The sequence below is a fragment of the Spartinivicinus marinus genome, from assembly GCF_026309355.1.
Lineage (GTDB): Bacteria > Pseudomonadota > Gammaproteobacteria > Pseudomonadales > Zooshikellaceae > Spartinivicinus > Spartinivicinus marinus.
On sequence record NZ_JAPJZK010000003.1, the window covers coordinates 77,260 to 103,440 of the forward strand.

At 43.8% G+C, this 26,181-nt stretch carries 34 protein-coding genes; 28 read left to right on the forward strand and 6 right to left on the reverse strand.

Annotated elements, in window-relative coordinates; genetic code table 11:
- Positions 1-139: 139 nt before the first annotated feature.
- The 4 genes from OQE68_RS29515 to OQE68_RS29530 all read right to left on the reverse strand — a co-directional run bounded on the left by OQE68_RS29515 (position 140) and on the right by OQE68_RS29530 (position 2,222).
- Positions 140-436, reverse strand: a complete 297-nt coding sequence (locus tag OQE68_RS29515; protein ID WP_180571532.1) for a DUF3658 domain-containing protein — start codon at positions 434-436, stop codon at positions 140-142.
- A gap of 374 nt (positions 437-810) precedes the next feature.
- On the reverse strand, positions 811-1,227 hold the full coding sequence (locus tag OQE68_RS29520) for a hypothetical protein (RefSeq protein ID WP_180571531.1): 417 nt from the start codon (positions 1,225-1,227) through the stop codon (positions 811-813).
- A gap of 75 nt (positions 1,228-1,302) precedes the next feature.
- The gene (locus OQE68_RS29525) at positions 1,303-1,779 is read right to left on the reverse strand and encodes a hypothetical protein (RefSeq protein WP_266195994.1); all 477 of its coding nucleotides are present in this window, start codon (positions 1,777-1,779) and stop codon (positions 1,303-1,305) included.
- A 62-nt stretch (positions 1,780-1,841) separates the two neighbouring features.
- Positions 1,842-2,222: a hypothetical protein gene (locus tag OQE68_RS29530; RefSeq protein ID WP_180571529.1), complete on the reverse strand. Its 381-nt coding sequence runs from the start codon at positions 2,220-2,222 to the stop codon at positions 1,842-1,844.
- Between the two features lie 414 nt (positions 2,223-2,636).
- Here OQE68_RS29530 and OQE68_RS29535 point away from each other — a divergent pair, with 414 nt between their 5' ends.
- The 3 genes from OQE68_RS29535 (at position 2,637) to OQE68_RS29545 (ending at position 3,907) form a co-directional block, all read left to right on the forward strand.
- Positions 2,637-2,894, forward strand: a complete 258-nt coding sequence (locus OQE68_RS29535; protein ID WP_180571528.1) for a WGR domain-containing protein — start codon at positions 2,637-2,639, stop codon at positions 2,892-2,894.
- 99 nt (positions 2,895-2,993) lie between these two features.
- Complete coding sequence (locus OQE68_RS29540) at positions 2,994-3,425, forward strand: LexA family protein (protein ID WP_180571527.1); 432 nt, start codon at positions 2,994-2,996, stop codon at positions 3,423-3,425.
- Between the two features lie 38 nt (positions 3,426-3,463).
- The gene (locus OQE68_RS29545) at positions 3,464-3,907 is read left to right on the forward strand and encodes a hypothetical protein (protein ID WP_180571526.1); all 444 of its coding nucleotides are present in this window, start codon (positions 3,464-3,466) and stop codon (positions 3,905-3,907) included.
- A gap of 32 nt (positions 3,908-3,939) precedes the next feature.
- On the opposite strand, the gene OQE68_RS29550 is transcribed toward OQE68_RS29545, so the two are convergent.
- Positions 3,940-4,140: a hypothetical protein gene (locus tag OQE68_RS29550; RefSeq protein WP_266195995.1), complete on the reverse strand. Its 201-nt coding sequence runs from the start codon at positions 4,138-4,140 to the stop codon at positions 3,940-3,942.
- Between the two features lie 359 nt (positions 4,141-4,499).
- Between OQE68_RS29550 and OQE68_RS29555 the strand changes: the two genes are divergently transcribed.
- The 25 genes from OQE68_RS29555 (at position 4,500) to OQE68_RS29675 (ending at position 25,514) form a co-directional block, all read left to right on the forward strand.
- Positions 4,500-5,099, forward strand: coding sequence for a hypothetical protein (locus OQE68_RS29555; protein ID WP_180571568.1), 600 nt, complete (start codon positions 4,500-4,502; stop codon positions 5,097-5,099).
- A 1-nt stretch (position 5,100) separates the two neighbouring features.
- Positions 5,101-5,409, forward strand: coding sequence for a hypothetical protein (locus tag OQE68_RS29560; protein ID WP_180571569.1), 309 nt, complete (start codon positions 5,101-5,103; stop codon positions 5,407-5,409).
- Positions 5,406-6,476, forward strand: a complete 1,071-nt coding sequence (locus tag OQE68_RS29565; protein ID WP_180571570.1) for a hypothetical protein — start codon at positions 5,406-5,408, stop codon at positions 6,474-6,476. Before OQE68_RS29560 ends, OQE68_RS29565 begins: the two co-directional genes overlap by 4 nt.
- On the forward strand, positions 6,473-6,973 hold the full coding sequence (locus OQE68_RS29570; RefSeq protein ID WP_180571571.1) for a hypothetical protein: 501 nt from the start codon (positions 6,473-6,475) through the stop codon (positions 6,971-6,973). Before OQE68_RS29565 ends, OQE68_RS29570 begins: the two co-directional genes overlap by 4 nt.
- Positions 6,966-8,495: a tail fiber domain-containing protein gene (locus tag OQE68_RS29575; RefSeq protein ID WP_266195996.1), complete on the forward strand. Its 1,530-nt coding sequence runs from the start codon at positions 6,966-6,968 to the stop codon at positions 8,493-8,495. The genes OQE68_RS29570 and OQE68_RS29575 overlap by 8 nt, the downstream gene beginning before the upstream one ends.
- Positions 8,485-9,351, forward strand: a complete 867-nt coding sequence (locus OQE68_RS29580; protein WP_180571573.1) for a hypothetical protein — start codon at positions 8,485-8,487, stop codon at positions 9,349-9,351. The genes OQE68_RS29575 and OQE68_RS29580 overlap by 11 nt, the downstream gene beginning before the upstream one ends.
- Positions 9,342-10,061, forward strand: a complete 720-nt coding sequence (locus OQE68_RS29585; RefSeq protein WP_266195997.1) for a hypothetical protein — start codon at positions 9,342-9,344, stop codon at positions 10,059-10,061. Before OQE68_RS29580 ends, OQE68_RS29585 begins: the two co-directional genes overlap by 10 nt.
- A complete protein-coding gene (locus OQE68_RS29590; protein WP_266195998.1) occupies positions 10,039-11,064 on the forward strand; it encodes a hypothetical protein in 1,026 nt (341 codons plus the stop codon). The genes OQE68_RS29585 and OQE68_RS29590 overlap by 23 nt, the downstream gene beginning before the upstream one ends.
- Complete coding sequence (locus tag OQE68_RS29595; protein WP_266195999.1) at positions 11,048-11,782, forward strand: phage baseplate assembly protein V; 735 nt, start codon at positions 11,048-11,050, stop codon at positions 11,780-11,782. The genes OQE68_RS29590 and OQE68_RS29595 overlap by 17 nt, the downstream gene beginning before the upstream one ends.
- Positions 11,782-12,075, forward strand: a complete 294-nt coding sequence (locus tag OQE68_RS29600; protein WP_266196000.1) for a PAAR domain-containing protein — start codon at positions 11,782-11,784, stop codon at positions 12,073-12,075. The genes OQE68_RS29595 and OQE68_RS29600 overlap by 1 nt, the downstream gene beginning before the upstream one ends.
- Positions 12,076-12,319: 244 nt before the next feature.
- A complete protein-coding gene (locus OQE68_RS29605) occupies positions 12,320-12,934 on the forward strand; it encodes a DUF6915 family protein (RefSeq protein ID WP_180571894.1) in 615 nt (204 codons plus the stop codon).
- 44 nt (positions 12,935-12,978) lie between these two features.
- The gene (locus OQE68_RS29610; RefSeq protein WP_180571893.1) at positions 12,979-13,758 is read left to right on the forward strand and encodes a hypothetical protein; all 780 of its coding nucleotides are present in this window, start codon (positions 12,979-12,981) and stop codon (positions 13,756-13,758) included.
- Positions 13,759-14,004: 246 nt separating this feature from the next.
- Positions 14,005-15,564, forward strand: a complete 1,560-nt coding sequence (locus OQE68_RS29615) for a DUF8615 domain-containing protein (protein ID WP_266196001.1) — start codon at positions 14,005-14,007, stop codon at positions 15,562-15,564.
- Between the two features lie 76 nt (positions 15,565-15,640).
- The gene (locus tag OQE68_RS29620; protein WP_180571909.1) at positions 15,641-15,898 is read left to right on the forward strand and encodes a hypothetical protein; all 258 of its coding nucleotides are present in this window, start codon (positions 15,641-15,643) and stop codon (positions 15,896-15,898) included.
- On the forward strand, positions 15,895-17,715 hold the full coding sequence (locus OQE68_RS29625; protein WP_266196002.1) for a hypothetical protein: 1,821 nt from the start codon (positions 15,895-15,897) through the stop codon (positions 17,713-17,715). Before OQE68_RS29620 ends, OQE68_RS29625 begins: the two co-directional genes overlap by 4 nt.
- A gap of 19 nt (positions 17,716-17,734) precedes the next feature.
- Positions 17,735-18,376 carry a hypothetical protein gene (locus OQE68_RS29630; protein WP_180571415.1) on the forward strand — a complete coding sequence of 214 codons (642 nt, stop codon included), beginning with the start codon at positions 17,735-17,737 and terminating at the stop codon, positions 18,374-18,376.
- A gap of 4 nt (positions 18,377-18,380) precedes the next feature.
- On the forward strand, positions 18,381-18,983 hold the full coding sequence (locus OQE68_RS29635; RefSeq protein ID WP_180571414.1) for a hypothetical protein: 603 nt from the start codon (positions 18,381-18,383) through the stop codon (positions 18,981-18,983).
- A gap of 29 nt (positions 18,984-19,012) precedes the next feature.
- Positions 19,013-19,501 (forward strand): hypothetical protein, encoded by a 489-nt coding sequence (locus tag OQE68_RS29640; RefSeq protein ID WP_180571413.1) that lies wholly within the window; start codon positions 19,013-19,015, stop codon positions 19,499-19,501.
- Positions 19,498-20,058, forward strand: coding sequence for a hypothetical protein (locus OQE68_RS29645; RefSeq protein ID WP_180571412.1), 561 nt, complete (start codon positions 19,498-19,500; stop codon positions 20,056-20,058). The genes OQE68_RS29640 and OQE68_RS29645 overlap by 4 nt, the downstream gene beginning before the upstream one ends.
- Positions 20,059-20,062: 4 nt before the next feature.
- Complete coding sequence (locus OQE68_RS29650; RefSeq protein WP_266196003.1) at positions 20,063-20,560, forward strand: hypothetical protein; 498 nt, start codon at positions 20,063-20,065, stop codon at positions 20,558-20,560.
- A 1-nt stretch (position 20,561) separates the two neighbouring features.
- A complete protein-coding gene (locus OQE68_RS29655; RefSeq protein ID WP_180571410.1) occupies positions 20,562-21,341 on the forward strand; it encodes a hypothetical protein in 780 nt (259 codons plus the stop codon).
- A gap of 101 nt (positions 21,342-21,442) precedes the next feature.
- A complete protein-coding gene (locus tag OQE68_RS29660; protein WP_266196004.1) occupies positions 21,443-23,449 on the forward strand; it encodes a hypothetical protein in 2,007 nt (668 codons plus the stop codon).
- Positions 23,450-23,451: 2 nt separating this feature from the next.
- The gene (locus OQE68_RS29665) at positions 23,452-23,799 is read left to right on the forward strand and encodes a hypothetical protein (RefSeq protein ID WP_180571409.1); all 348 of its coding nucleotides are present in this window, start codon (positions 23,452-23,454) and stop codon (positions 23,797-23,799) included.
- Positions 23,796-25,196 (forward strand): baseplate J/gp47 family protein, encoded by a 1,401-nt coding sequence (locus OQE68_RS29670; RefSeq protein WP_266196005.1) that lies wholly within the window; start codon positions 23,796-23,798, stop codon positions 25,194-25,196. Before OQE68_RS29665 ends, OQE68_RS29670 begins: the two co-directional genes overlap by 4 nt.
- 48 nt (positions 25,197-25,244) lie before the next feature.
- Entirely contained in the window at positions 25,245-25,514 is a 270-nt protein-coding gene (locus OQE68_RS29675; RefSeq protein ID WP_180571407.1) for a hypothetical protein, read from the forward strand.
- Between the two features lie 72 nt (positions 25,515-25,586).
- On the opposite strand, the gene OQE68_RS29680 is transcribed toward OQE68_RS29675, so the two are convergent.
- Complete coding sequence (locus OQE68_RS29680) at positions 25,587-26,180, reverse strand: hypothetical protein (RefSeq protein ID WP_266196006.1); 594 nt, start codon at positions 26,178-26,180, stop codon at positions 25,587-25,589.
- Position 26,181: the final 1 nt, after the last annotated feature.

Consider the following 26,181-nt stretch of genomic DNA (forward strand, 5'->3'; position numbering starts at 1 on the left):
TCACATACCTCAATATCTGTAAACGGCCTTAGTCTTACGTATTTATCCATTCTGAATCATAACTGATTAATAAACTTCACTCTGACTTTGGCTTGGGGGCTGGCTAGATTTCAGCTTTTACCCGATTAAATGCTGCATGCTACGGTAACCTCACTTCACAATACCGCATATATTTTAAATCACCCTCAGCTACCAGATAACCCTGAGCTACTAGGTGAGCAACCCTTTGTGAATAGAAAACATCAGGTATACCTTTTACCCGATTAGGTAAATCGCACATTGTTGCTCCTACAAGATAAGCCACCTTACGATTGTATTTCGGGTGCACATGGCTAAGTAACATCTGATCTATTTCAGCTAGTTGCTCATCGGAAAGTGCTGCTACAAGATCCATTTCCTCTGTGGTTAGCTCTCTGTCGGGAGTCTCATCATGCACTTTGGGCCTCCTAATAAGATTTAACTGTATCGATTTATAAAAATAATATCGTGACAAACATACTATTAACTAGAAAAATAATTCGGTGTATTTATTAAATTTTAAACTATTTAATAATTATGTTTGTGAGAAAAGCCTATCGATTGAAGGTGACTACAGTTTAACCATAAGGCTCTTGGGTCTGCTCAGTGCTCCATCCCCACCCACCTCCCCTGTCTCTATTTTAAAACCAGCCGATAAACCCTCTTTTAGCGGCAGTTACCAGGAAATATATGACAGTTTGGTTGTAGTTTGATCAGTTTAGGTAGACAGTTTAGCTGAGTGGTGTGGGGAGAGCTTGAGTAGATACTAGCTCTTACCCTATTAGGCACTCGTCAGTCAAACTGATAATAGAACTTAAACAAGTACCAACCATTTCCTGACGATGACAACAAATCAATGTAGCCACAGTCATCATCAAAACCTTTGCAAACCAAATAAACTTCACCATCTACTGAGCGCAAAAAAATATCCACGATATCTAAAGCATCATTGCTAGAATATCCTAGTTTTGGTTTGCTATAGAATTCATCAAACAGCTCAACCAATTCTTCTTTATTGGTGATACTGACTTCAATGCCATCTAATTCCTCATCATTTAATCCATCTAATCTATATCGATGCTTGATTTCGCCAACAGTGGGCTTTGACTCCAAAGATTCGAATTCTATAGACATGCCGCCATCTGAGAAAGCCTTTGAAAATCTCTCTCCTAACCTAGTAAATTTGCTTTCCAATTCACCAAACGCCATTCCTATGCCTAACTATTAATGAACGTCACTCTGACGCTGATGGGTTGAACTTACTAGATACAAGCTCTTACCCTATTATGGTAGCTTCGAGTTTGCAAGCTGGTTAAAAGTACCCAAAACGTATTTGTCATAAATTACTTTCAAGATATTGCTGTATGTAGAAAAATTAAAATTGGTTTCATTGCTTTCCAATAATTTAAATATTTCAGCAGTTTCAGGGATAGCAGTTAAGCGACCATCCTTGAATGCCTCAATCGTCTTCTTAGTAATTTCTGCTGAATGAAATGAATCATCATGTTCAGTAATCATATCGTTCAAATCACATAGAACATATATAACCGCGGCTATTCTCAGAAAGTTTTCGTTAATTTCTGGATTGTGAGCCTCTTCTACAACTACGTCTAAGTATCGAAAACCTTCAAATAATTCAGGTTCAATATAAACTGTTTCATCACCGCAGAAACAGCCTTCGGTAGCTAGATGATAAAAAAGCAATAAACCTGAAGCAACTGCTTTGTTACCCTCCATATAATTAGTGTCGTCGATCTTCATTTGTTTAGTAGCCATAACTATTAATGAACGTCACACTAACGCAGACGGTATTGGAGATCAGGCTAGCCGGATAAGTGCCAGTCTGTCTCAATTTCAATATAATCTGCTGCCTCTTCTGCAACCCACCATTGGTCAAAGCATTTTTGCAGATCTGATGTTTGCCCAAGAACTTTTTCCAAGTCCACTATTTCATCCAATAATCCATACTCTAACTCATCCTTTAAAAATGACTCTTTGCATTTTTCTAGTATTTTTCTTCTCCAGCCTTCTAGGTGCTTTTCGAAATATAATTCTTCAGTCATTACAACTTGTGGTCTTGATATTTCATTTAAATCATCTGTATTAAAATGTGAAGAAAGCCTTTCTATCAGTTCTTCTTTGGCTCGTACTATATAAACCCTCCTAGTTAAAATATCTTGGATTGCAGGGTCGTAAGTTGTCATTTGATTTCCATCTTTAAAGATTACTATTAAGGCATAATTTAAGTCTTTATTGGCCTTGTATTTTGACTGAATCTTCCTTATAGGTCTAATCCTTCTAATGTGTATAAAACTCAACCAAAATGATCATCAATTTACTTACTGCGCCAATCCCAGCCAACCTCACCTACAGCCATTTCAAAAACAGCCGACAAAGCCCAAGAACCGGATAGCTTTCTACTACGCTGGTAGTATGTTATTAAAAGGCGTAATACGTAATATGGTACATCTGTTATTAATCACTAGCACTACTAAACTGGCAACAAACGGATGTAAGTGATTACTCTTGATTGATAAGGAACAGTCACAAAAAAGTAAATTGATCTACTTGCTTTACCCTGCTTAACTCAAGGCCAGCCTATAGCCAGGTGGCCATGGATGATTTACTTAAAACTCAGTGATCCAGAGACCAATACTCACAAGTTCTACACGCTTTTGATTCAGAAAGACCTGTTTGGTCATTGGGCACTATTACGCCAGTGGGGAAGAATTGGCACCAAAGGGACAATCAAAGTAGACACCTTTGATTGCTACGAAAAAGCACACGCAGCCCTAGAAAGAATCCAAAAACAAAAACTGCGCAAGGGTTACTTTCTCAAGCACTCTGAGTCTGTAACAGAACGGCAGGTTGACTAGTTTCCTATCAACTTTACCTAGCCGATAGAAATTTATGATTGTGAGGAACTGGCTTTAAGTTAAAATACTGTAAATATATACAGTATTTAATGGTAGGCAATGCAGGTCATTCAACGCTATACAGCCAAGCAACATTCATCTCAGGTAGCAGTACCACTGCTATCTAGCCATGTGGCGGCAGGATTTCCGTCGCCTGCAGATGATTATGTCGAGGCAGACTTAAACCTTCACGACTTTGCTGTGAAGCATCCGGCGGCAACTTTCTTTGTCCGTGCCACAGGTGAATCCATGGTGGAAGTGGGAATTCAATCGGGTGATATTCTGGTGGTAGATCGGGCTTTGACACCACAAAACGGTGATATTGTCATTGCGGCACTCGAAGGTGAGTTAACTGTAAAACAGTTGCGACTCTCAAAAAACAAAGCTTGGCTAATACCACGTAATCCTCAATTTAAGCCGATTGAAATCACGGAGCACTTTGATTGTGTGATTTGGGGTGTGGTTGCCCATAGTCTGCACAGTTTTCGTTGAATGTTTCCTTTGTTGCTGAATAGATTAGGGGAATAATTATGTTGCGGTATTGCCATTACCATGCCCAGGTGTTTATTCACCAAGCACAATTTATCTCAATATTAGAAACCTTGTGTTATCACCACAGTGATATTAATGAGCAGAATCAACAATCCTTTATCAGTGAAGAATTTAAGCAACTGGGTTTTTCGGTTGGTTTTGATGGGCAAGGTAATATTAATCGGTTGCTGTTAACTCACTCACCTGATGCGGATATTGATGATTTATTGGTACCGATTGCTCCTTATGTTGAATCGGGGAGTTTTATTGAACTATCCGTATGTCCTGATTCGCCTGGTTTAAGTGATTCTTTTACGGTTCATCGTTGGCAATTTACTGGCCATGGGGTGAGTAAACAACATTTTATGGTTATGCAAACACCTTGCTCAATTGTCAGTCGTTGTCATCAAAAAAATAAAGGAAATTTATCTGTAGCAGCGTAATAAAAAAATGTTGTAAATAAATACTAGCCGTATTAACCGGCTAGTTTCCAATGCGTGACTAATTTACTGATATTATGACCGACAGTCGTTAAGTAAAATTCGCCACCATTGTCGTGGTATGCGCGTATTTTTTCAGTTATTAATTTATCTCGATCATGGTATCGACAAATTACGTCAACACGGCTATTTATAGGTGGTAAAGAGGTATTGATATCTTGGTAGTCGTTCGTCATAGAGGCTTTCTGTTGTATTTAATTAATCCCATCATAACCCATTTTAAAAAAATGACATACGATATTTTTTTATCATAGACAGCATGAAAATTTTATGAATAATAACAATTCATGCAGGCGGGTTACCCGTAAGTTGAAACTGTTCATTCCCTCCTTTACCCCCTTACCCGCCTGCTTTCTCCTTATGACCCTTTGAGTTTGCAGGCTTAGTGCCTGCTTTTTTTTTTGCCCATTATTTTTATAAGGTGCAATATTTTTTTATCATGGACGCTCCTGTTTTTTTCTGAATAATAGATCTTGTTCTACATGTAAAAGCCAGCCTTAGGGCCTGCGCTTTATTAAATTGAGGGGGCTGTTGGATGATTAAAAAACTCTGTGCCGTCTCATTGGTAAGTCACCCGAAAGTGCTGGCACAAGGGGCTTTCAACGGTGAATACTTGATTGTTGACCAGTTAACTCCTTTAAGTGGGCGGCTTGAGCAGTGGCAGCCAGGATTATTAGAGACACTCAATCATACATTGAATAAACAGTTTCTGATTTTAGTAGAAGACGCTAGTCGTTTATTTAATATGGGTTATACCTTGACCTTGGATCAATCCGCACCGGCAGAAAACCGCAGTTATCAAAATATTGCTCTGGATTATTATTTTGCTTTAAGTGGTTTAGGGGAAATCCAAGGTAATCAATTAGGTAATATTATTTTTCAACATGGCTTGCAACGTCATCAAATTCACCGAAATTCGATTAATATTGATAAAGACGACAAAGGCCGCAATCGTTATGACATTGATTACCAGAGATTTACCGGTTATCAACGAGCGGTTTTATTATTAGTACTGGGAGCCTTACACTTTAATCCCGCGTCTCATGACTATTTAACCCTATTATTAGGCAGTAAACCCCCTGATAAGCTAGCCCACTTACCGCCAGGATTAGCGGCGATTATCCGAGGGCGCTAGCATGCAACATGCGCGGCTATCCCCGTTAACGATCCAGGATCCCTTATTACGTACTCAGTTTTATAAGGCATTGCGTAATCCACTGCCTGAATGGCAAATCCATGAAGTGGCCCTGGATGAAGTGTTGATGCCAGAGTTAATTTCGCTTCGCTTTTATGGCACTCCCCAGCTCAAAAAAATTGTGGTGATTATTGCTCAGCTAGACGACATGCGCGGGGCATTAAAAGCAGGCACAACCCTACAGTTGCCGCCCATTAAATGGATTCGCCAACAAATCAAAGCCTATGCTGATTCTGAGGGGCGCGCATGAACCCTTTTAAAGGCGTAAATTTTCGGCATCAGGACCGTGAGTTTGCGGAGCTACGCCGCCAACTACGTCAGAGCCGAGGCAGTGCCCGACGCACCTTATCACCGAATCAAATCCGCATGGCCATTCGCACGGGGGAAATGCCCCCCAATGCGGAAGTATTAATCGGTACCCGAGAAGACGGCACCCCATTTACTATCGAGGATTTAACCGGGTTTGCTCAAGCCCAAAAACGCCTGGCTAAGCAGTTTGGTTCGGCTAAGGGCGTGCCTACAGATCAGCTAATTGCTTCATCTCGGGCGATTGATGTGGAACGGGCTAACCTGGAGATTCGCTCCGCTCGACTTTATAAAATACACGGCTCTACCCTTACCTTTAGCGTCACAGCCAGCGGTAAATACCAAGCCCAGTTTCACCAGGTCAAAGTCAGGTTAGAAGACTGGTGGCGACATTTAACTGATGCAGGCAACGTTAACCGAGCCATGACCCAAACCCTGGCCGGCCCGGTATCGTTTGATTGTGATTGTGGGCGTCATCAATTCTGGTATCGCTATGTCGCGACGGTGGGTGGATTTGCGATTCAGCCGTATGAAAAAGACTTCCCCAAAGTACGTAACCCACAGTTACGCGGCTGCTGTTGTAAACATGTATTGAAGGTGTTTCGGGCTTTAAAAAGCCCTACCGTGAAAACTCAGTTAACCCAACAAATGATTCGCCAGGCTGAACAGGCGGGTTTTGCTGGCGATACCCGTCATCAGTTCATGACTCGGCAAGATCATCAGCAACTCAGCCGGGCGCGGGTGGGTGAGTTAAACCAGGAAAAAATTCGTGCTGAACTGGCCAGGCAAGCGAATTTAGGGTTACGCCGTCACGTAAATACACCCGCTAACCGTAAAAAAATTAATCGTGTGAGAACGAAAATGACTCAACAGCTAACCGCACAACAAAGAGCCCAAATCCAACAAGAATTAGCGTTTGCTCAGCGTTACAACATACCGGCAAATACCGTGTACCAAAAATTTGCGGATGAATTAGGGATGTCTGCAGAGGCCATTCAACAGCAATTATGATTCAACCCCAGGACTTTTTAGCATTAACTGAACGGCTGGCGAGTGATACGAAACAATTTTTATTTCAGTCGCGGGATACTCGGCAAGTGATGTTATTTAAGGCTCTGCAAGACCAGGCGTCAGATCCTTTGGACTTGGTAGGTACTCTGGAACAACGCGAAACCACTGTCAATTATGCAGCACCGATTATTGTGAAAGCGCGTTTTTTCCCCAATGACAATCCACAAAATTTATTAGCATCAGGGTTTCAGTCAGCGCCTGATTTTGAAAGCCCTAAAACGGTCTTGCTCGATTCAGAGCCCGTGCCTGAGCAAAGCATTCTCTGGTGTGAAGATCGTTTACCCAATGACAAGAAAACCGTGGAATTATTTTATGTATTGGCTGCTACCCCAATTGGCAAACACGGTTTGGTGGGCGCTAAACACCAGGTATTGCCCATGAGTCATGCCGACACACAAGCATTACTGGCTTTAATTGATGAGGTAACCCATGATTAATGCGAATAGCTGGCCACAACAGCCGGCTAATGATTTACGCATAGATACTGCATGGCGTGAGAATTACTCTGGTGCCACGATAAACCGCAAACTAGCTGGCGTGTTACCCACCGGGATTTATAGCGGTTTTCATGTCACGGTTGATACAGAAACCCCTTTTCAAATTTTGGTGGGTGATGCGATTGAAGAGTCGATAGCCGTGGTTGAAACCCAAGGTTATTCACTGACTGCACGGATGCCTGCTGGAATGCAAAAACCATTAACGATACAACCAGGTGACACCCAACATATTGTGATTACTGTGGATTACCAGCAGCACCAAGTGAGTACGGTTGAGCTGGTGGTGACCCCTACCCTCACCCCACATAGTGTGGTGTTAGCTACCCTGCAAGTGCCGTCAGATGCTGAAATGTTAACTGCAAGTATGCTGGATATCAGTCGACGTATCGAGCGAATCCCGGTCTTAATGCATGAGCAAAAGGAAAATCCCCATCCCCAATATCAGCTGGTAGCTAACATGCCACGCATTATTGATCAGTTAAATGCCGATCAAGCCGATGCGTGTTTATCGGCACGGCAAGGTAAAAAACTGCATGAACTCATTAAAAACCTTCCACCAACTATTGATCATTTACGCTCGCAATCAACGACTGATACCTTATCCGCCAACCAGGGGCGTATTTTAAAAGAAATGATTGATACCATTAATGCCTTTTTATCGTCAGACAGCGATGAAATTGAGTCATTAAAAAATATTGTTGAGTATATTAAACAAAATAAAGAAAACCTACAGAACTTAGGTATCGATAATATTGCAGGGTTACGAGATGCTTTAAATACCAAACTGGATAAGGCCCGATTTGACCAACTGGCTATCCCAGATGTAGCTCAATTACCCGCCGTATTAGCCAGTAAAGCCAATGACGAGTCGGTTTATAAAAAAACGGGCGGCACACTATCAGGCTCCGTGCATTTTGATATTGTTCAAGGCGCATGGAGCCATGGCATTAACTGGACTGGTTTAACGGATATATTTTCAATTCATGTGCGTGAAACCGCAGGTGGTGAAACTTGTGGGCTGTATTTTCAAGCTCAAGATAACACGAATGATTTATTTGTATTTGAGCACTACAACGATACTCAACCTAAACAGATTTTAGTAATGGATCATAATGCTGCGACCATGGATGTTAATTTTACCTGCAATGGGGCGATTTACGCGAAAGGGGATGTCACGGCATTTTCAGATCGACGATTAAAACAACATATTAACCCTATTTCCTCGCCACTAAATAAATTGCACCAACTTGGCGGTTACCACTATCAGCGCTCTGATACGGGTGATTATCAAGTGGGGGTAATTGCTCAAGAAGTACAACAAGTATTACCTGACGCAGTAAGAACAACAGAGGACGGCTATCTATCCGTTAACAGTACTGGCGTGGTCGCTTTATTAGTGGAAGCGGTGAAAGTCCTTTCTCACAAAGTCTCTGTTTTAGAGGAGCAATTGCATGGCGGTTAGGTGTGAAGGGCCAATCACATTTACGGATATTGCCACTGAATTTAAAGGCAATAAACCGTTCAGCTTATCGCAGTATTACCGGGGTAAAAGCCTGGTTCCTGATGCCCCTTCCAATGCCAAAATTGCCACAACAGGGGTTATTGCCTTTAGTCAGTTTTACTGTAGTGCTAATCAGGTAATTAAACGTATCAGTAGCGCGGTAGTGAATGGGACCAATGCCGATGCTTGGTTTACACCAGGCGAACGACAGGCCTCGTGTATTTTAATTGTCAATCCAGGGGTGTATGTCACCGGGCATGGTGGGGCTGATCGACATGGTGGCGGTCATGGTAATGCTGGGGGTACTGGCATGAATGTCAATATGGCGCATTTTCCTGGTGGGTTAACGTTAGAAGTCTACGGCCATATTTGGGGAGGCGGTGGCGGCGGCGCGGGTGCAAACTATCGGCACAGTTATACCGGTGGGCATGGAGGAACAGGTATTGTCGTGAATCATGGCACCTTAAGACTAAAAGTCCATCCGGGGGGCAGTGTTGTTGGCGGCGGTGGTGGAGGTGGTAGTTCAAGAGAAAATAAAAATGATGGAGGTGGTGGCGGACAGCCCTACGGTGGAAGAGGGAGAGGCGAGTATCATAGCGGCGCAGGTCGAGGCAGCTTATATGGTCCAGGTCATGGTACTGATTATCGATGGGAGTCTTGTCGTACTCATGGTCGTGGTGAAGAGCGCACTTGTAGTAATAAACGAAATTATTCCGGTGCGGGTGGAGCTGTTGGCCATCATGGCGCGGGAGGTAACCGCGGTTCATCGGGTGGGCGTGCTGGTGCGGCTACTGCTGGGAGTGTTCAATGGCTATAACCTCGCCCCCCACACTGACTAACCTATCAAGAGTAGATAAAGCGTTTGGATGTCACCTGGTAAAAGCCTATGAAAACATTGGATCTGATGACTCTAATTTACAATCTTTTTTTATTAGACCATCCCATCATAAAATATTTAGAGGTGAATTAGACAGTCCTTTAGTATTCATGAAGCAATTGGGCAAACAGGGTTATTTTCAACAACAAAACCAAACGGCTGCCGTTACCCTACCCTTAATTTATTATTTTCGGGATATCAGTTTAGCCAGTGCCGATCCCGAACATTATGGTGGGATCTATCAAGATATACTCTGGTTAAAGGATCTAGAAACACCTTATCAACTACAGGTGATGTATTTTGATATTACCTATCGATTGGTTTTTGTCGGTCATGAGCGCAATCACCCGGAACAATTAGCCCTTGCCTGGTATTTTTTTATTAACCAGAAACAACATAATCACCACAAAATTCCATTGATCTATCTGATTGCTGATGAAAAATTCACCGCTGAAGCTTATATCCGAGAACCGGAAACCCTACTGGCAACAGATATTAGTTTGGACCCACATCAAGAAACCCGGTTATTTGCCCTGGAAGTACAGCACACCTTATTAACACCCATTCTGGTAGGAAATGAGAGCCAGTTAATCGAACCTATTCAGTTTAATTTACGGGTATTTCCGTTTGGCAGCCAACCCCGCATTTGAACATGTTTTAATTCAGGAAGTTCGTTATCAGGATAAACCCTTAGATTTAAGCTGGTTAATCGAAGCGGTTTATATTGAAACATTGGATTTATCCGGGCCTAAATTAATCTTAAAATTGAATGATCGTGAAGCGATTTTTCGAGATGATTTAGGCATTAAGCCTTTTGAGACATTAACAGTTACCCTTGCCGATCCCTACCGACGGGATGAATTAGACACGATAGAGCGCTTTGCGATTCTTACTATGCCCATGGATGCTGAATCCGTTTTAACCCTGAATTGTTTGAGTGAGGTGATTTTTCAACTAAAAACCCCGGCTGTGATGGCCCGTTTTTTTGTGGGAGAAGCCCCTGAAAGCGTGGTTAAATCCCTGGTAAATCACACAACCATACAATCCAATGCCTTTCCTGCCATCGAGGATTATCATCTATTGCCGGGTATGCGGCCCAGTCGCTTACTTAAGCAAATTGCCCGTGAAACAGCAGCGGTGATTCATTATCAACGCCAGCAGTTTACGTTTAAGCCCATTTCAACACTACTTGAAAAAACGGCTCTCATTTCCTACCACTATGACGATGCACGCCAGCAAAATCAGATTGTTTCACTCAAAAAAACCAATGCGGATCCACTCATCCAGAGTTTTACGCAACGCCAGTTTACGGGTTGGCACTTAGCTCAAGGCATTCTTAATTCGAGTAATGCAAATACTACTGATTCGTCCACTGTACCGCGTGAATTGGTAGGATTTAAGAGCCCAATTACGTTAGCCAATTTAAATACCCTGTTAACGCCAGCACTGGAATTTACTTGCTTAGGCAATGGAGCGCTGCAAGCGGGTATTACTCTTCAGCTGGTGTTTAATCGTAACCATACGGAACTACCGATTGATGAAAGTTTACCCGACAAAGTGATTATTCAGTCAGTGGCACATCGCTATTCCGCCCAAAAATACCAATGCCGGGTTAAAACCTGTTTGCCTTTAAACAATGAACAATACCACTGAGTTAAATCCTCCCCTCTCACCAAGTCATTATCACGGCCAGGTTATTAATACCGATGACCCGAAAAAATGCCAGCGGGTACAGGTACAGATTTTAGGATTAACCGAAGGGGTGCCAACAGACAAATTACCCTGGGCCGAATATTTATTACCCATTGGTGCTCGTTATAACGCTGGCAGTTTTACTCCAGTACAGGTAGGTGACTGGGTTTGGGTGGATTTTCCGTATATCAGCCATGGTCAACCCGATACACGACGCCCGCGGATTATTGGCAGCGCGCACTTTTGTCCAGAAGGGCAGCCCAATACCCCACATGAGTCGTGGGCGGGGCCTGAATCCTTTAATCATCAACGTACTGATGAAGAGCCCAAGCCAACTGCAGCACAATATCACCAATCATCCGTGATTACACAGCATGGGATTACTGTCGAGTATGAACCGCCAGGTTGTTACCGTGTCACACATCGCGCAACCGGCACCGCTTTTGAGTTAAACGAGCAAGGTGTCGTATTACACAGTGAACAAAAAGCCTTGTTTTCCAGCAAAACCAACACCAAACTGATTGCGGGTAATCAATTAACCATTAATGTCTTAGCCGGCGATACCATCTTGAATGTGCAAAGCGGCAATCTATCCATTAAATCGGCAAAAAACATTATTTTTGAAGCAGGACAAAATTTTATTGTGAAGGCGAAAAAATTTATTGAGGAGTTGGGGTAATGCCGGCTATTGCAATATTAGGCTCCATCTGTAGTGGTCATGGCTGTTGGCCACCTCGTGCAAACAGTGAAGGCGACCCCCTGCATACCATCAACGGAAAACCAGTGCATTGTAAGGGGCATCGCTGGCTACCCCACACCTGTCCTACCATACCTGAAACGCATGCTGGCGTGACTTCAAGTGGCAGTCCCAACCATATTATTAATGGCAAACCTTTAGCGCGGGTTGGTGATAGTATCAGTTGTGGACCGACAATTGCGACAGGAGAGTCGCTTCACCAAGTCAAAGAGTAATCAATTGTAAGAAGCCGATAAATTAGACAATAACTGTACTCTATTAAACAGATTAATACTGATACAAAAAATAATTACTACAAGTGTAAATATTCATGCCTGTTGTGCCGTATATAGGATACAATTGGTATTCTTTTTTGTGTTGTTGCCAGTAAGGAATACAGTATGCGATTTATCCATTGGCATATAAAAATGGAATCAATTCATTTTGCTTTCCCCCAATTAAACTCCCCTCATTTTTAATATGAATACTTATAAGCACGCCTTAATATCGGTTAAACACTGGGGAGGATGTATTGATGACTACTATCCAATCCATGATTTTATCGATAGCACAAAGGCTCTATGCAGTGATAGTCGACACCGTATACTCCATACTTTATGGGGAATAAGGGAAATTGTTGTACCTGTATTTGGCAATACCATTACCAATAGTGATAGCAAGACAGTTGATGTCAAAGACTTATGTGAAAAAGACCATTTATTAATCGATTATCACTACCGATTTATTCCTACTCTATCAGACTTTGTTGAATTAATTGATACTTCAGCCATCCCCAACTGGACAACAACCATTAATACAATGCATGGCTTGTATGCTGAAAACCCAGCCGTGAGCAAACTATTAATGTCTCCCTTAGCCAATACAGGCAAGCTTGCATCGTTGTTGTTCACACATAATAGCTGGTTTATCAATGAGATTTTACCGCTAGTGATGGGAACGCAGCCACTACTCACTGAATTTGCTATCTCGCCAAATGATATTTTTAATAACATGGATTTTGAGTTATGGCTGAATAATGGCTCTGCTCCGCCGCCCAGTGCTGTCAAACTTCAAAAAACTAAAGTCGCTGTATAATCCCGTTAAATTTACGCTTTTGAAATTCAAATGGTGCCACATTTATGAGCCAAAAAAGTTATGTCATTCGCAAACTTGCCTTTCACTACAATGACGAATGTTCCTATGTACATTGTTCAGGGGGAATAGAAGCTTATTTTCAAGATAAAGAAGAAGCCACCCAACGTTACAAAGCATTAGAGTGCAAAGCATTTAGAAATGAAGATTTATTTGATTTAGAGCAACTGCACCCATGTGGTGATGGTGACGAAGAAACTTGGCTGGCATTAAATAACTATTTTGTTGAGTCTTTTGGTGAACCCTTCCTGGAACCTGATGATGAAGGCAATTATGACTTTTATCATGATGTAGAAATCTATATACCAGATCATGCAACTGATGATCAAATATGGACTATCAGGGAGATGACAGGTATTCGTTTTCATGAGCTAGCAGAATTCGATCGCCCTGAACCAGTATTTTATACCATATGGTTACCAACACAAAATGAATACTACGGTTACGATGAAGAAGCACCTCGTCTCTTCAATAGCTATGACTATGCACTTCGTGTTGTTAAGAACAGTAGTTACCTGTTTAATGAAGATATTGTATTGAAAGGGGAATTAGAAGATCTCAGTAACCAGCCGATACTGCTTGAAGCACTCATAAGTAAACACTCTGGTTTATCGAGAACAAAACGATCTAAAAATTTAAAGATAAAAAAGGATGGAGAAACGCTCGTTGTTGTGAATGACTTGCTAAAACAACCTTTATTTGAAATCAAAGAATATTCGATAGAAGATGCCAAAAAAATTGACCATAGTATGTATGAAGAAATGTAACTGGTTTTTCTAGGTAATAAATACAAACAAGCCTCGGTGATGGGGCTTGTTTATATCATTTATTATATAACTGAGCCAGCTCACTATAGCGTTGTTCCTTAATCTTTGCCAATAGCAAATGTCTCAAATCCTGTAAGCAATTTACGATATTTAAATAACTGCAATATTTTTCAGTCAGCGGGTGGTTTTAATCTTCTATGTTAGGGTGGTGCTCTATCAGTCTGATACCCGGAGTATTCACCTGCTATGGTCGCAACGATCACCCAATACCACAACCGAATTAATACCATTAATGAAAAAGCCGCCCTATTCCGCCAGGCGGTAATCAATCCCCAAGTTGAATCCGCTAACACCAACCGATTTATTACTGACAACGCCGAACGTAACAGCCAGTTAAAAGCCGTTGTTAAAGATACGATTTTTGATGCGGCAGGCGAGCAAGGCCCTTTATTGTTAGGGGTTACTGCGAATGCCGTGCGTGCTTATTATGATCAGCGCGGCTGTTTACCCTCTGCGGAAATGATGGCCAGTGCCTATCACACCATCGAAAATATGCTGGTGAATACTGCTAACCATAAAATTATGGATGCGGCGACATCGACCAGTGAAGGCATTATAAAGCGTAATCACCAGGTCGCGTTAATAGTGCCTACCATGTTGACCAGTATTACCAATGATATGGTCACGCATATTCCACCCAATTACGATAAATCGGAAATTTTTGCGATTACCCGACGGGCAGGGTCTACCTTTGGTGACCTGAAAAAAGGTGATCTCATTGACTATTCGTTCCATGGTCAGTATTCCTCCATGAATCAGCGACAGCCCGTGGCGACTGGGGATGGTACTACTAAGGAGTTCACCAAAAGTATTGGTATGCCTGTGCGTAAAGAGCTGGTACGGGTTTACCATGATCGTAACCTGGTAGCCGAAGATTTAAATGGTCGTGGATTATTGTCTGGGCATTTCGTTGATGCTGATGGCCAGGCCGTGACGGTGACAGGTTCTGTCGACCATGATAATGGTGGGATTACCATTAATTTTTCAGTACCGCCTAAAAATGGCATTGAAATTCATGTGGCGTATGATGTCTCTATCGAAAAAGACCCATCATTAATTCCTAAAATTGATCATGAAATGGAGTCCTGGATCGTCTATCCGCACGAATCCGCAATTGCGGCCAGCGCGACCATTCAAGCAGTATTCAGCGCCCGTCGTGAGTTCAGTATTGACCTGAATGCATTAAATTTCAGTTCGGCTAAAAACATTCTCGCCGCTGAAAAAGACCGCCGCCGTTTAATCGATATGTATTTCTTTGCCATGGGTAATCGTCAATGGAAATACACGGTCCCCAGTGCCCTTAAATTCACTGATCATTATGAAACTCTACGCCAGACCTTTTATGAAATCAGCCAGGATTTAATGTACCGCACTAAAAAAAGTGGTTTGGTGGGGATTATTGCTGGCCCCAAAGCCTCCGCGTTATTGAAGTCGATTGGTGCTCCCCATGTAAAAATGGCCCCCGGTTATCGTCATACCCCTCAACCCCATTATGTGGGCAAGGTGTTTGAATTTGATTTTAAAGAAGATCCGTTTGCCCCTGACTGGCAAATCTTCTGTTATGCCAAGGGTCGCGATCATGGTGATTCGGGTTATGTGGCAGCCGATGCGATCAGTGCCATTAATTACCAGCACCCGATTGATGAAAAATTACGCCATAGTAATACCCTGTATGAATTAGCCTACCGGGATTTGCACCCTAAAAATGGCCGAACCTATTACACCCTACTCACCTTAGTGCCTTAAGCGGCACTGAGTTAATGAGTTATTTTTTGATTCTTTTTTTTTCGATTGTTTTTAATTATTTTTTGGAGTGTAGGCTATGGCAACTCGCCGCAAAAATACGTCAACTGACACCGCTACTGAAGATAAACCCGAGTCAGCCGAACGCTTTTTTGAAGTGGTTTTTAAAAATGCCAGTGTGTCACCGTTGGAATGCACCTTGAGTAAACGTCGAATCTGGATTGCTGGGCATGCGAATACTGCCCCGGATATTTTTACAGAATCAGAAGTCGTGCATTTAAAAGAAGTGTTAAAAGGTTTTCCAGCGATTACCATGCGTATTGATGAGGTGGCATGATTAGTCAAACCATAACGGAGAGTGCGGGAATTACCGTACTCAAACCCATTGATAACAATATTTCGCTCACGGGCAGCAGTCAGACCATTGGTGCAACAGTCGTAGCAGCCTCGCAAGGCCCGGTCGGTAAGCCGGTCACGGTTACGGCGGATAATTGGCAATCGATTTTTGGCAAGCCTTTACCCATGTCCGCCGGTACCAAAGCCGAGGGCTTACGGCATCTGAAGGATGCATTAACTGAGTGTGCTGCCTGTCAGGTCGTTCGTGTGGTTGGCACTGGGGCACAATTTCCAAGCCTGGCATTTCCGGTAAAACCCGAAGCCCCCGCCGCTAAAGATTATAAAGTCACCATACAATCCACACCGATAGTTGAAAGCGACACCATTAAAATACTGCTATCGTCGTCTGCTTTAGATTTTACTGTGAGTGCTACTGAAGCAGATGGCTGGACCGTAGACATTAACAGTCAGCTGTATAACCTGCACCATTTTCAGCATGGCGCTACCCCGGTATTGTGGATTGCTAAAGACGACAGTCTCAATCTGGAAGCCATGACCAGTGGCACCAAGCTGGTGATTCATGGCAAGGCCCAGCAAACGTCACCTGACGTATTAACCGCGAGCCACCCTTATGGCACTGAGATGGCAGTGGCTCAGGATTACTGGTTAGTGGTGTGGCCGGTGGATGGTCATCCCAGTGATCACCGCCGAGTGGAAATTACCGCCCTGGATGATGTTGACCAGCGTTTTACCCTGGCTTTTTATGAAGATCACTATGGCCAATCGCAGTTAGTAGAATCCTACCAGGTAGGCATTGATACTGATGATATTGATGATCAGGGCTTAAGTGCTTATGCGCCGACTGTTTTAGAAGAACGTTCTTCCCGGTTTCGGTGTCAGGTGGCGTACAACGCCCGCTGGGCTGATGTAATGCCATTGCGTGGCGCTTTTACAGGTGGCAGTAATGGTGAATCACCCACCACTGAGCAATGGATCGAAGCATGGTCACGCCTTAAATCCGATGATGTCAGCTTTGATTTATTGTTTGCCGCTGGTCAATACGATACCGCAGTATTAGCTCATGCGATTGAGATTGCTGAAGGCCGATTAACTCAATTGAAACTGGATGTTCCCCCTTACTTAACGGAAAGTGCCGCACTTAAATGGCTGGAAGATGCCAATTTGGAAAGCTATCAGGCGCAGGCGATACATTACCCCTATAAAGCGAATGATGAATGGTACGGTGGTAAAAGTTTGTGGGGCGCATCTGGTGCATTGGTGGCAGCCAAGGCCCGTTGTTATGCGACACCGACCGGCCATGGCGCTGTTTCGGGTGCTCATTATACGGCAGCGGGTGAAAGCCGCGGCCTCATTAATCGGCGTGGGATCGAGCCCTTACACAGCACCGGTTTTGTATTACCGGATGAGCGCGTAGAGGCTCGGATGAATCCGGTTGATAAAGGAAAATTTATTAATGACTGTTTAAATCTCTGGCCCAAAAATAATTATTTACGGTTTGAACATGTGGTGGCGGTTTTAAATGCCATTTCCCATGAATTTATTCAGGCGGCGAGTGTCGCCAAGTTTGAACCCGATGGGCTAACCCTCTCGTTATTAACCACCTTAGCCAATGACATTTGTCAGCGCCGGGTAGATGCCGGCGCGTTTGTGAATCCCCGAAACCCCGAGCGTGATGGGGAAAACCCGTTTCGTATTGATATTAAACAACTGGAAATTGATCTTTGGCAAGTCGAGGTGAGTTTTGCACCCACCGGTGTGGCTCGTCGCATTGCCCTGCAACCCAAATTAATGCGCTAATTTTTTGAGGAATTTATTTATGTTTGATACCGGCTCCCCTGGTGATTTACAAACGACAGATATCGACTATTGGTGTCTGGATAATAGCAACCCATTAATTATGGATAGCATTATTGACCAATTTGGGGATCAACAATTACGGGCAAGTGCCATGGCTAGCGCGTTAGCCTGGGTAGAAAATGATGAAGTGACCCCGGATGCACTGACCGAAATTGTCTCCGGGATGGCGGACGTTGCTATTGAGGATGATATCACCCAACCGGAAGAAGATTATTATGAAGATTTAACCCGTGAAACGGCTATTGCCCTTACAGCATTAGGGGCTGAAAATCGGGATGTGAAAACCCTCTTTGAACGCCAGGATGAAGCCAGTGCGTTAACCGTCGCTCAGCAAATTGAAGATAAACTCAGCACCGAGCCTAAAGACGACGGTACCTTAGTCGCTGAATACGCCATTATCCGTCCAGAGCCGGTGATGGATAAAGCCGAACGACGTGTCATTGATGGCAAGATTGTCCTGAAAAAAATCCCTGTTCGTAAACGCCGGATGACGGCTGCGCAAAAAGCCGCCTTGAAAAAAGCACGACGCAAGGCACACAGTGCCGCCGCCAAACGGGCACGGGCCAAAGCCATGAAGTTGCGGTCACAGCGAGGCTTGTAATTAAATGGCTGGGCTCTGGCAACAAGGGGAGCTGACGCAAGTGGGGCTGAATGACAATCGGATCAGCCCTTACTTAAAATGTTGGATTCATCAACATACCACATTGGTAGTAGGTGCCATTGGTGAGGGTACCACCAAAGACATCAGTGCCACCTGGTCCAGCCCTTTTGAAACTGATTCGCTCGGCGCACAAGAGCCGGTCCAGAAATCCGCTGGGTTAACTCAATCGTTAACCGGGCTAACATCGGTCACCACCTTGAATAGCCAGCAGGTATGGGAAGGTAATCAGCCTCATCAGTTTACGTTGAGCTTGCAATTGTATGCCTTAGTTGACCCTAAAAATGAAGTCGAAGCGGCCATTAAAGCGCTGGAGTTAATGGCCACACCTGACGTTAATGATTTAGTGCCACTGGGCCGCAAACCCGAATCTGTCTGGATTAATATTGGTCGCAATGTGATGTGTGGGCCTTGCGTGATTGAAAGCTTGCAAGTGCCGCTCGATGGGCCACGGGATAAAAACGGTTACTTATTAGAGGCACTGGTACAGCTATCTATAAAAACCGAAAAAATGCTGGCCCGTCGTGATATCCCTGCCACCTATGGTTAATGGTTTTATTTTCTGGAGTAACAGTGATTATGTCACGTATACCCAATGTTAAAGGCGATATTCCCTTATTAAAACGTGCTTACTCAAAAAACGTGGCCATGGGTGAGCGTGCGGTGGCGTCTGATTTTGAGATGACCATCAAAGGCTATGAGGATTTAACCGTATTAGTCCGTACCGCCCAATTACCCGAGATTTCCCGCGGCGAGCCGGTGGAGGACTTTGGTTTATACGGCCAGGGTTTTCAGCAATACGGTGCCGTGAAACGGGACGGTGATATTACCGTGAATATGGTGGAGTTAAAAACCGGCCTGGTCCAAGACACTTTATTTGAAATTATTGAGCAGAAAAAATACGTCACTATTGAAATGGTGTTAGTCGGGGAAGGTCAACAGCGCCGAGGCTGGCAACTGGAAGACTGTATTGTAAAAGCCGATCCTGGGGAATTAGATACGTCTAACCGGGTGGGTACCGTCCAAATTCCAATCACCATTCACTACAACTGGTGTGAACGCCTATGACACCATTGGATTTATTAGCCGATATTAAAGCGGAGTTTTCCTTATTATTGTTGGATGATGAAGTGACGTTTTTAACCTTATTAAAACGCAGTTGTCGCACCTATCATGACAGTATTGGTTTTCAGAAAACAATGGTATTAACCCCTGAACAATTGACCGAGGGTGTTGAAGCCCCTGACGATTACGAAGGATTATTAACGGCTTATGATGAACGCCAGCAACCGGCACCGATTATTTTGCATGGCAATACATTAATTTATAAATTTGGTAAAAAGTCAGCCGGTGATGTCACGGTTATTTATTTTTCGGACCTTACTCGCTGGGATTTCAATAAAGACCATTTTCCACCCCATACCAAAGTCAGTTTTATTCATAGCCATTTACACGGGTTGATTAGCCTGGCGAATAATGAGCGGCTACGGGGGATGCACCAGGCTGCGGAATTATCCGCTGACCATTTACCGGTAGAGGCGGATATTCGAGGGCAATTAACTGAACTGGAAGCAATCATGAAAGAGCATCCGCCCTTTTTAACCGCAGCCCAGCTGAGTCATTAAGTAAATGGCTATCGATTTTACTCAGCAACGGTTAGCGGTTAAACGCAGTGTCCAGCAGGCTTTTCAACAAAACTGGCAATTTAAACTTGAGATTGAAGGCCAACCCACTGACTTTGCGCTGTTTGTGAAAGACGTGACCTATGGGCTGTTTACGATTAATACTAACCCCATTTTAACTGGAGCGAGTTTTGTTAATTTACCCCATCAAGCGGAACCGGGATTACTAACAGTCACCCTACGCGATCACCAAGACCGGCGCATTCACCGTTGGTTACTCGATTGGATGGCCAGGATTCAGAATCCAGATGGTACCTTAAATCCACCCTTACACCCAACACTGGGTTATGTACGACAGTTGCAACTATTGCAGCTTACTGAACAGAATAATGAGCAATTAATTAACACCTTTTTAGTGTATCCCAGTCAGGCTGGCGAGATTACCGAGTCTTATACTGAGCCTGGATTTTTAGAGTTTTCCGTGACCTTTACGAGGTTTCGATAATATGCATTATTTAGCCCCCCTACCCCGCCCCAGCCAACCGGAATTAACGATCCGATTACGAGAAGCGACAGTAAAAGATATGCTGGCAATTGCCGATACGCAGCCAGAACTAGAAGAACACATCACCACGGAGTATTTAAATCAATTACAGGCCCCTGAAACCTACAGTGATGCACGCCAATGGACCGGGGATGACAGACGCCTGGCGGTGTATTGGTATGCCCTGCACACCTTGCCAGATACTCAGATGACCCTGGATTATACCTGCCCCAGCTGTGATAAAGCGCTGAGCTACCGCTTGGATTTAAGGGATTTGGCTGATAGCAGTACAACACTTAAAGCTAAGCCTTATCGAGAAGTTGTTTTTAAGGGAGAAGTATTGAATATTAAACCACTGACAGGTGAGGCGTTAGAGCAACTTGAACAATTTAAACTCATTCTCAATCAGTTAGAGAATCACAGCGCCGAATACCGACAAAAAAAAGCGGAATTACCATTATCAGAAATAACCTATTGTCTGGATTTTGCTGAGCAAAATGTAGAGGATGAAGCCAAAAAACAATGGTTATTTAAATTAACGGCCAGTGAGTTTATCCAATTAAAACAACTGATCAGTGAAAAACTCACTGAATTACAACACGGCTTGCCGTCGGTCATGCATGATGGCCAACTGCAATTAACCACTCAAGTACCGACTTGTGATTGTGAGGTGCAAAAAAATAATGACGGGTTAACTTTATTTTTTCCCTTTCGGGATTACTTCCAGTTGCCAGATATATAACCTAAAAGGCTGGCATATTTTATTAGCCAATTTATGTTTACAGGGCCAACAAAACTTAGGGGATTTACTCGCTTGTGATGTGTCGACGGTAATTAAATTACATGACCAGCTCCAACAACGAAACCAACGTCGCCGCTAATAGGACACTGATAGCGGCTACACCCGTAGTGGATACCGAATCACCAAATACTGTTTTATCCCCATGGGACAGTGAAATTGTCGATTTATTGGAAACGGTCGCAGACAATACTGAGGGGCTGAATGCTGGTGTAACGGTGCAGGTAGAGCCAACAGCGATTACTGCTAGCGCAGCAGAGTCAATTCCTGCCAACACACCATTTGTCGTTGAAAATACCCTGGTAGAACACACCGTCATTGCCGAACAAAACCAGCCACAACCCGAGGTTGTAGCCGCAACACCTGCCGAAGCAGATCAACAACATAGTCTGGCAGGACTACAGGCCGCTCATTCTACGTCAGATGGAGACCAAACAACACCAATCACTACAAATGAAAATACAACCGCTGCCGCCAATACGACTCATCAAAGTGCGCCAATTCGGTTAGCTAACGGTCAGTTTGCCAGTCGTGCTCAACTCAGCACGCAGTTTGGTAAATTGCAGGCTTCAATGGGAACCCATCAAGGGGATTTAGCGGGCTATGCATTAGGCGGAGGGTTATGGTCAGTCGCTAAAGAAACCATGGGGTTAATGCACCACGCCCAGGGGTTATTTAATCGTGTCCGCGGGGATCGTGCTAATACCAATAGCACTCAAAATAGAACAACTAACCGCGCAAACCGACCTAACCGCCAAGCAGAAAACAGGTCAGCCAATACAACACAGGCGATCACCAACAATAGAGAAAATACGACACATTCCAATACGACTCGTGCAGAAAACACCGCAAGCGCCGCCAATGTCAGTCAGTCAGCAACACCTCAGTATCGTGCAACAAATGACCAACGCCCTAATCAACCCGACAGCGCTCAGGCAGCGCCTGTCATGCCCCAGGCTTCTGAAACACCACAGTTGTCGGCGGGACAGCAACAACACGCAGCAGTGCAAGCGCAGGTACACCAAAGCCAGCAACAGCAACTCGTCAGTGATCAATTAGAGCGCCAAACGTTTTCACTAATTTCTGAGGAAAGAAATACCCAGCAGCTGCTACAGAATATTTCCAATCAACTCGCCCAACAAGCCAGCTGCTGTTGTGGCAGTGGTAGGCCAGATATAGGCCTTGATGAATTAGACAGACAACAGCGGTCGGATGATCAAGACAACAATCGTCGTCGTAATAATCGTAGCCGTCGTTGGTTATCCAAGCTTGGTAAGTTCGCTAAATTCGGAGGACCCGTGGCAGGTGTCGTCACTGCCGCAACGACTTATGAAGCCTTACAAGATCGTGAGGATTTATCAGTACCCCAAAAGGTAGTGCAGATGGGCGCTGCAACTACAGGGACAATGGGAGGTGCCGCTGCGGGGGCAATGGCGGGTGCCTCGTTAGGTAGTGTAGTGCCATTGTTAGGGACAGCCGTAGGCGGATTGATTGGTGGCATTATTGGTGGAGTGGCTGGTAACTGGGTAGGTGATCTGGCTGGTCAGACTGCCAGTGATTATTTAGCTGAAAAGCCTTCTACAGAAGCCGTATTTGAGTTGGACAACGAAAAAGCAGCTCCCCAAGTTATCGAGGTAGATCACTCTAAATTACAGTTTACGAATACAGACAAGCTGGTGGTGAATACTGCAACCACCAGCCAACATCAGGGTAGGATTAGCTCTACTACTATAGCAGAACCTGTCGCGGCCGATGTGAATCGGCATTCTCCCCCCGTTGATCCAGCGCCACTTAATATTAACGACAGGCCAAGTACGACAGTTGAAGACCACGATTATGTTAATTCATCAGTGGCTAACTCGCCTTCGCCTACCGTAACACTGGATGAACAAAAACTCGGGCAAGCCTTAGCGAAATCGCTGCAACAATTACTCACTGTGCGACCGGTGCAGCCAACTTCTATGCCTAATTCAGCCCCGTCGGAGTTTTCGTCGATACCCACGGAATTTGATGACGTGGTGTTAACCCTGATGAGTCACGACCGGATTTAACTGTGCAAGCACTGGATCATTTACTGTCAGTTTCCGCCGATGGATTAACCATTCATCATGATAGCCAAGCCATTCATAACAACGTGCAAGAATGGTTTGCTAATGCGCAATTTACGATTGCTGACAACCCTGCATGGGGACATAACCTGTCGCCGTTTCGGTTTGCACCACAAAATGAAGATACAGCCGTTGCCCTGGAAATCAGTATCGTGAAAAAACTCAGTCAGGATGTAGAGGGCTTATCGATTCAAGGGATCCGAGTCAGCTGGCCCGCGATTGATGTTATGCAGGTGGTGATACGCCACCAGATGGGTGCAACCAATCTACAACTGTCGAATAAGGAATTATGATGTCGCTGGATAATCACCAAGCCGCTTTAAATGAATTTATTCGAATTATTGAACAGCAACCGGCATTGCAACCTTTAGCCCGTTCACAAGTCATGCAGGGGCTGAATATTTTTCAGAATTTAGCCTTGTCGTATGCCTTGCATCGAGTCGAACGCGCTCACCAGGAAAGTTATTTATCAACCGCCCTTAACCGGTCAAGTATTTTAGCCCTGGCAGAAGACCGGCAATATTTACCGACTCGTCCGGCACCGTCTCAAGGAACAGCTACCATTATCAATAACAGCGCTGAAACAGTTGGGCTACCGGCAGGCCTGGCGCTGTTATCAGAACAACAACTGCATTATCAATTGGTTGAAGGTATCAAAATACCCGCCAATAGCCGTGCAACCGTTGCCATTACCCAGCTAAAACAACAGCAACTGACGTTTACGATTGAAGAAGAAAAGCCATTTATTGAGTTACTACTGGAAACTGCCTTAAGTACCACCATCCATCAATTACAGGTCTGGGTGGATGAAGGCGAAGGACCACAGGAGTGGCAACAGGCTCGATTATTTAGAAATACCGATGGGGATAGCCTGGCATACGACGAGTTTTACACCCATACCGATCAAGTCGGCATCCGGTTGGGTAATGGAATTTTTGGGAAAATTCCGGCACGGAATGCAACGGTGACGATTGCACTACAACTGACCGAAGGACAGACCACTTTAATGCCCAATCAACCGTTATTTCCGCTGCAATCCGGGATTGCCAGCGACATCGAAATAACGACCGCAAATGTCATTGAGGGGGGCCGCCCAGGTGAAAGCATAGAAGCCATTAGACGTAATGCGTTGTATTACCCACTCTATAACGAGAATAAAGTGTGGGATGATGATTATGTATTTTTTATCAAGCGTAATCATCCCAATGTGCTTTGGTGCAATGTGTGGGGCGAGCAAGAAGCAGAAGCCATGCATGGTACACCTAATGTGAACTTTATTAATAAAATTTTTATTTGTGTGTATGCCCCTGATGACGAGGCCATTGGTGAAAAAATACTGCAATCCCTTCAAACCGTACCCCAGCTTAACCGCCGTTATGAGTTAGTGAAACGGAACGATGTGGGCTTTGCAGTCAACATTAAAGGCACCCTACATCGATCTGTTGTACTTAGTGAAGCCAGGCAACAAATACAACAGTTACTCATCCAGCATTATGATAAGGACTCGCCACAAAAGCGGGAAAAAGCCCAGGTAAGGGACTTCTATCGGTTAATGAATAACCTGGGGATTTTTGATCAACATGCCGATATTGCAATTAGTATTGATGGTCCAGCAGAGCCAAAAAACCTGTCAGAAATGTTATTTATTGATATAGAAAAAACTATGGCACAATTAACCCTAACCTATTAGAAAAGGCTTTAAGTCAACAACCCAAATCAAAGGATAAGGACTGAAAAAGTGCCCTGTTATCATTTAAATGAAGGTGGCATTATTTGTGGTGAGTTAGGCCCACATTGCAGTGACTGTTTAGATGTTTGCGAATATTTATGTGACTTTCCGGTGGGTAAAGGTAAAACCTGCGATAGGCGACTGTGTACAACCCATGCTCACGAAGTTGGAATAGACCTTCATTATTGCTCTAATCATTTAAGCGAGTGGCAACACTTTGTTGAAAGTGGAGGAGTTATTAAAGCGGTGTTGGAAAATATAAAACCCTTTAAAAAATAATTATTTTAATTTTCCAGTCCATTAAACAAAACAAATTTTTTGAACCAATGGTTCAAGCAGAGTAATTACTGCTCAAAATATTCTTATCGGATAAAGTTTGAGAAGGCTGTTCACAGGCTCTACTTCATCAATGACGGCTGATACATCCATACAATTTGGTTGCAGGTAGCAAATTAAGACTACTTCTACAATCCATTGACCTAAAAAGGTGACATAACTGGTTTCATAGCGCGTCCCTACCTGCCATTTTTCTTTAAGCGCTAACACAGTAAAACGCTGTCCTCCCATATCCGTTTCATAAACAGGCTTGATTAGCTGAGCCCCCTCACTCATAACCAGGCTTTTTTGATATTCAAGTGGGGTTCCGCTTATACCCTCTTTAGGCATAGTGCTAATGATCAGGGTATTTTTTGGATTTTTATGCTGATAATAAATTTCGACTACTCTTGACTTGTCAAATGTGAAAACATATCGCTTAGTGGGTGAGTTTGGTTTGTGAATATAAAAGACATTGGTTTTTTTAATCCACCAGTCTTTGGGTAACTCAATAGTGACATTCACATCCACTAACTCTATTGAGTGAGTTCCAATACTCATTAATGATGTAACAATGAATAGCATCCAGATCATTCTATACAACATAACACTATCAATAGTATCCAACATT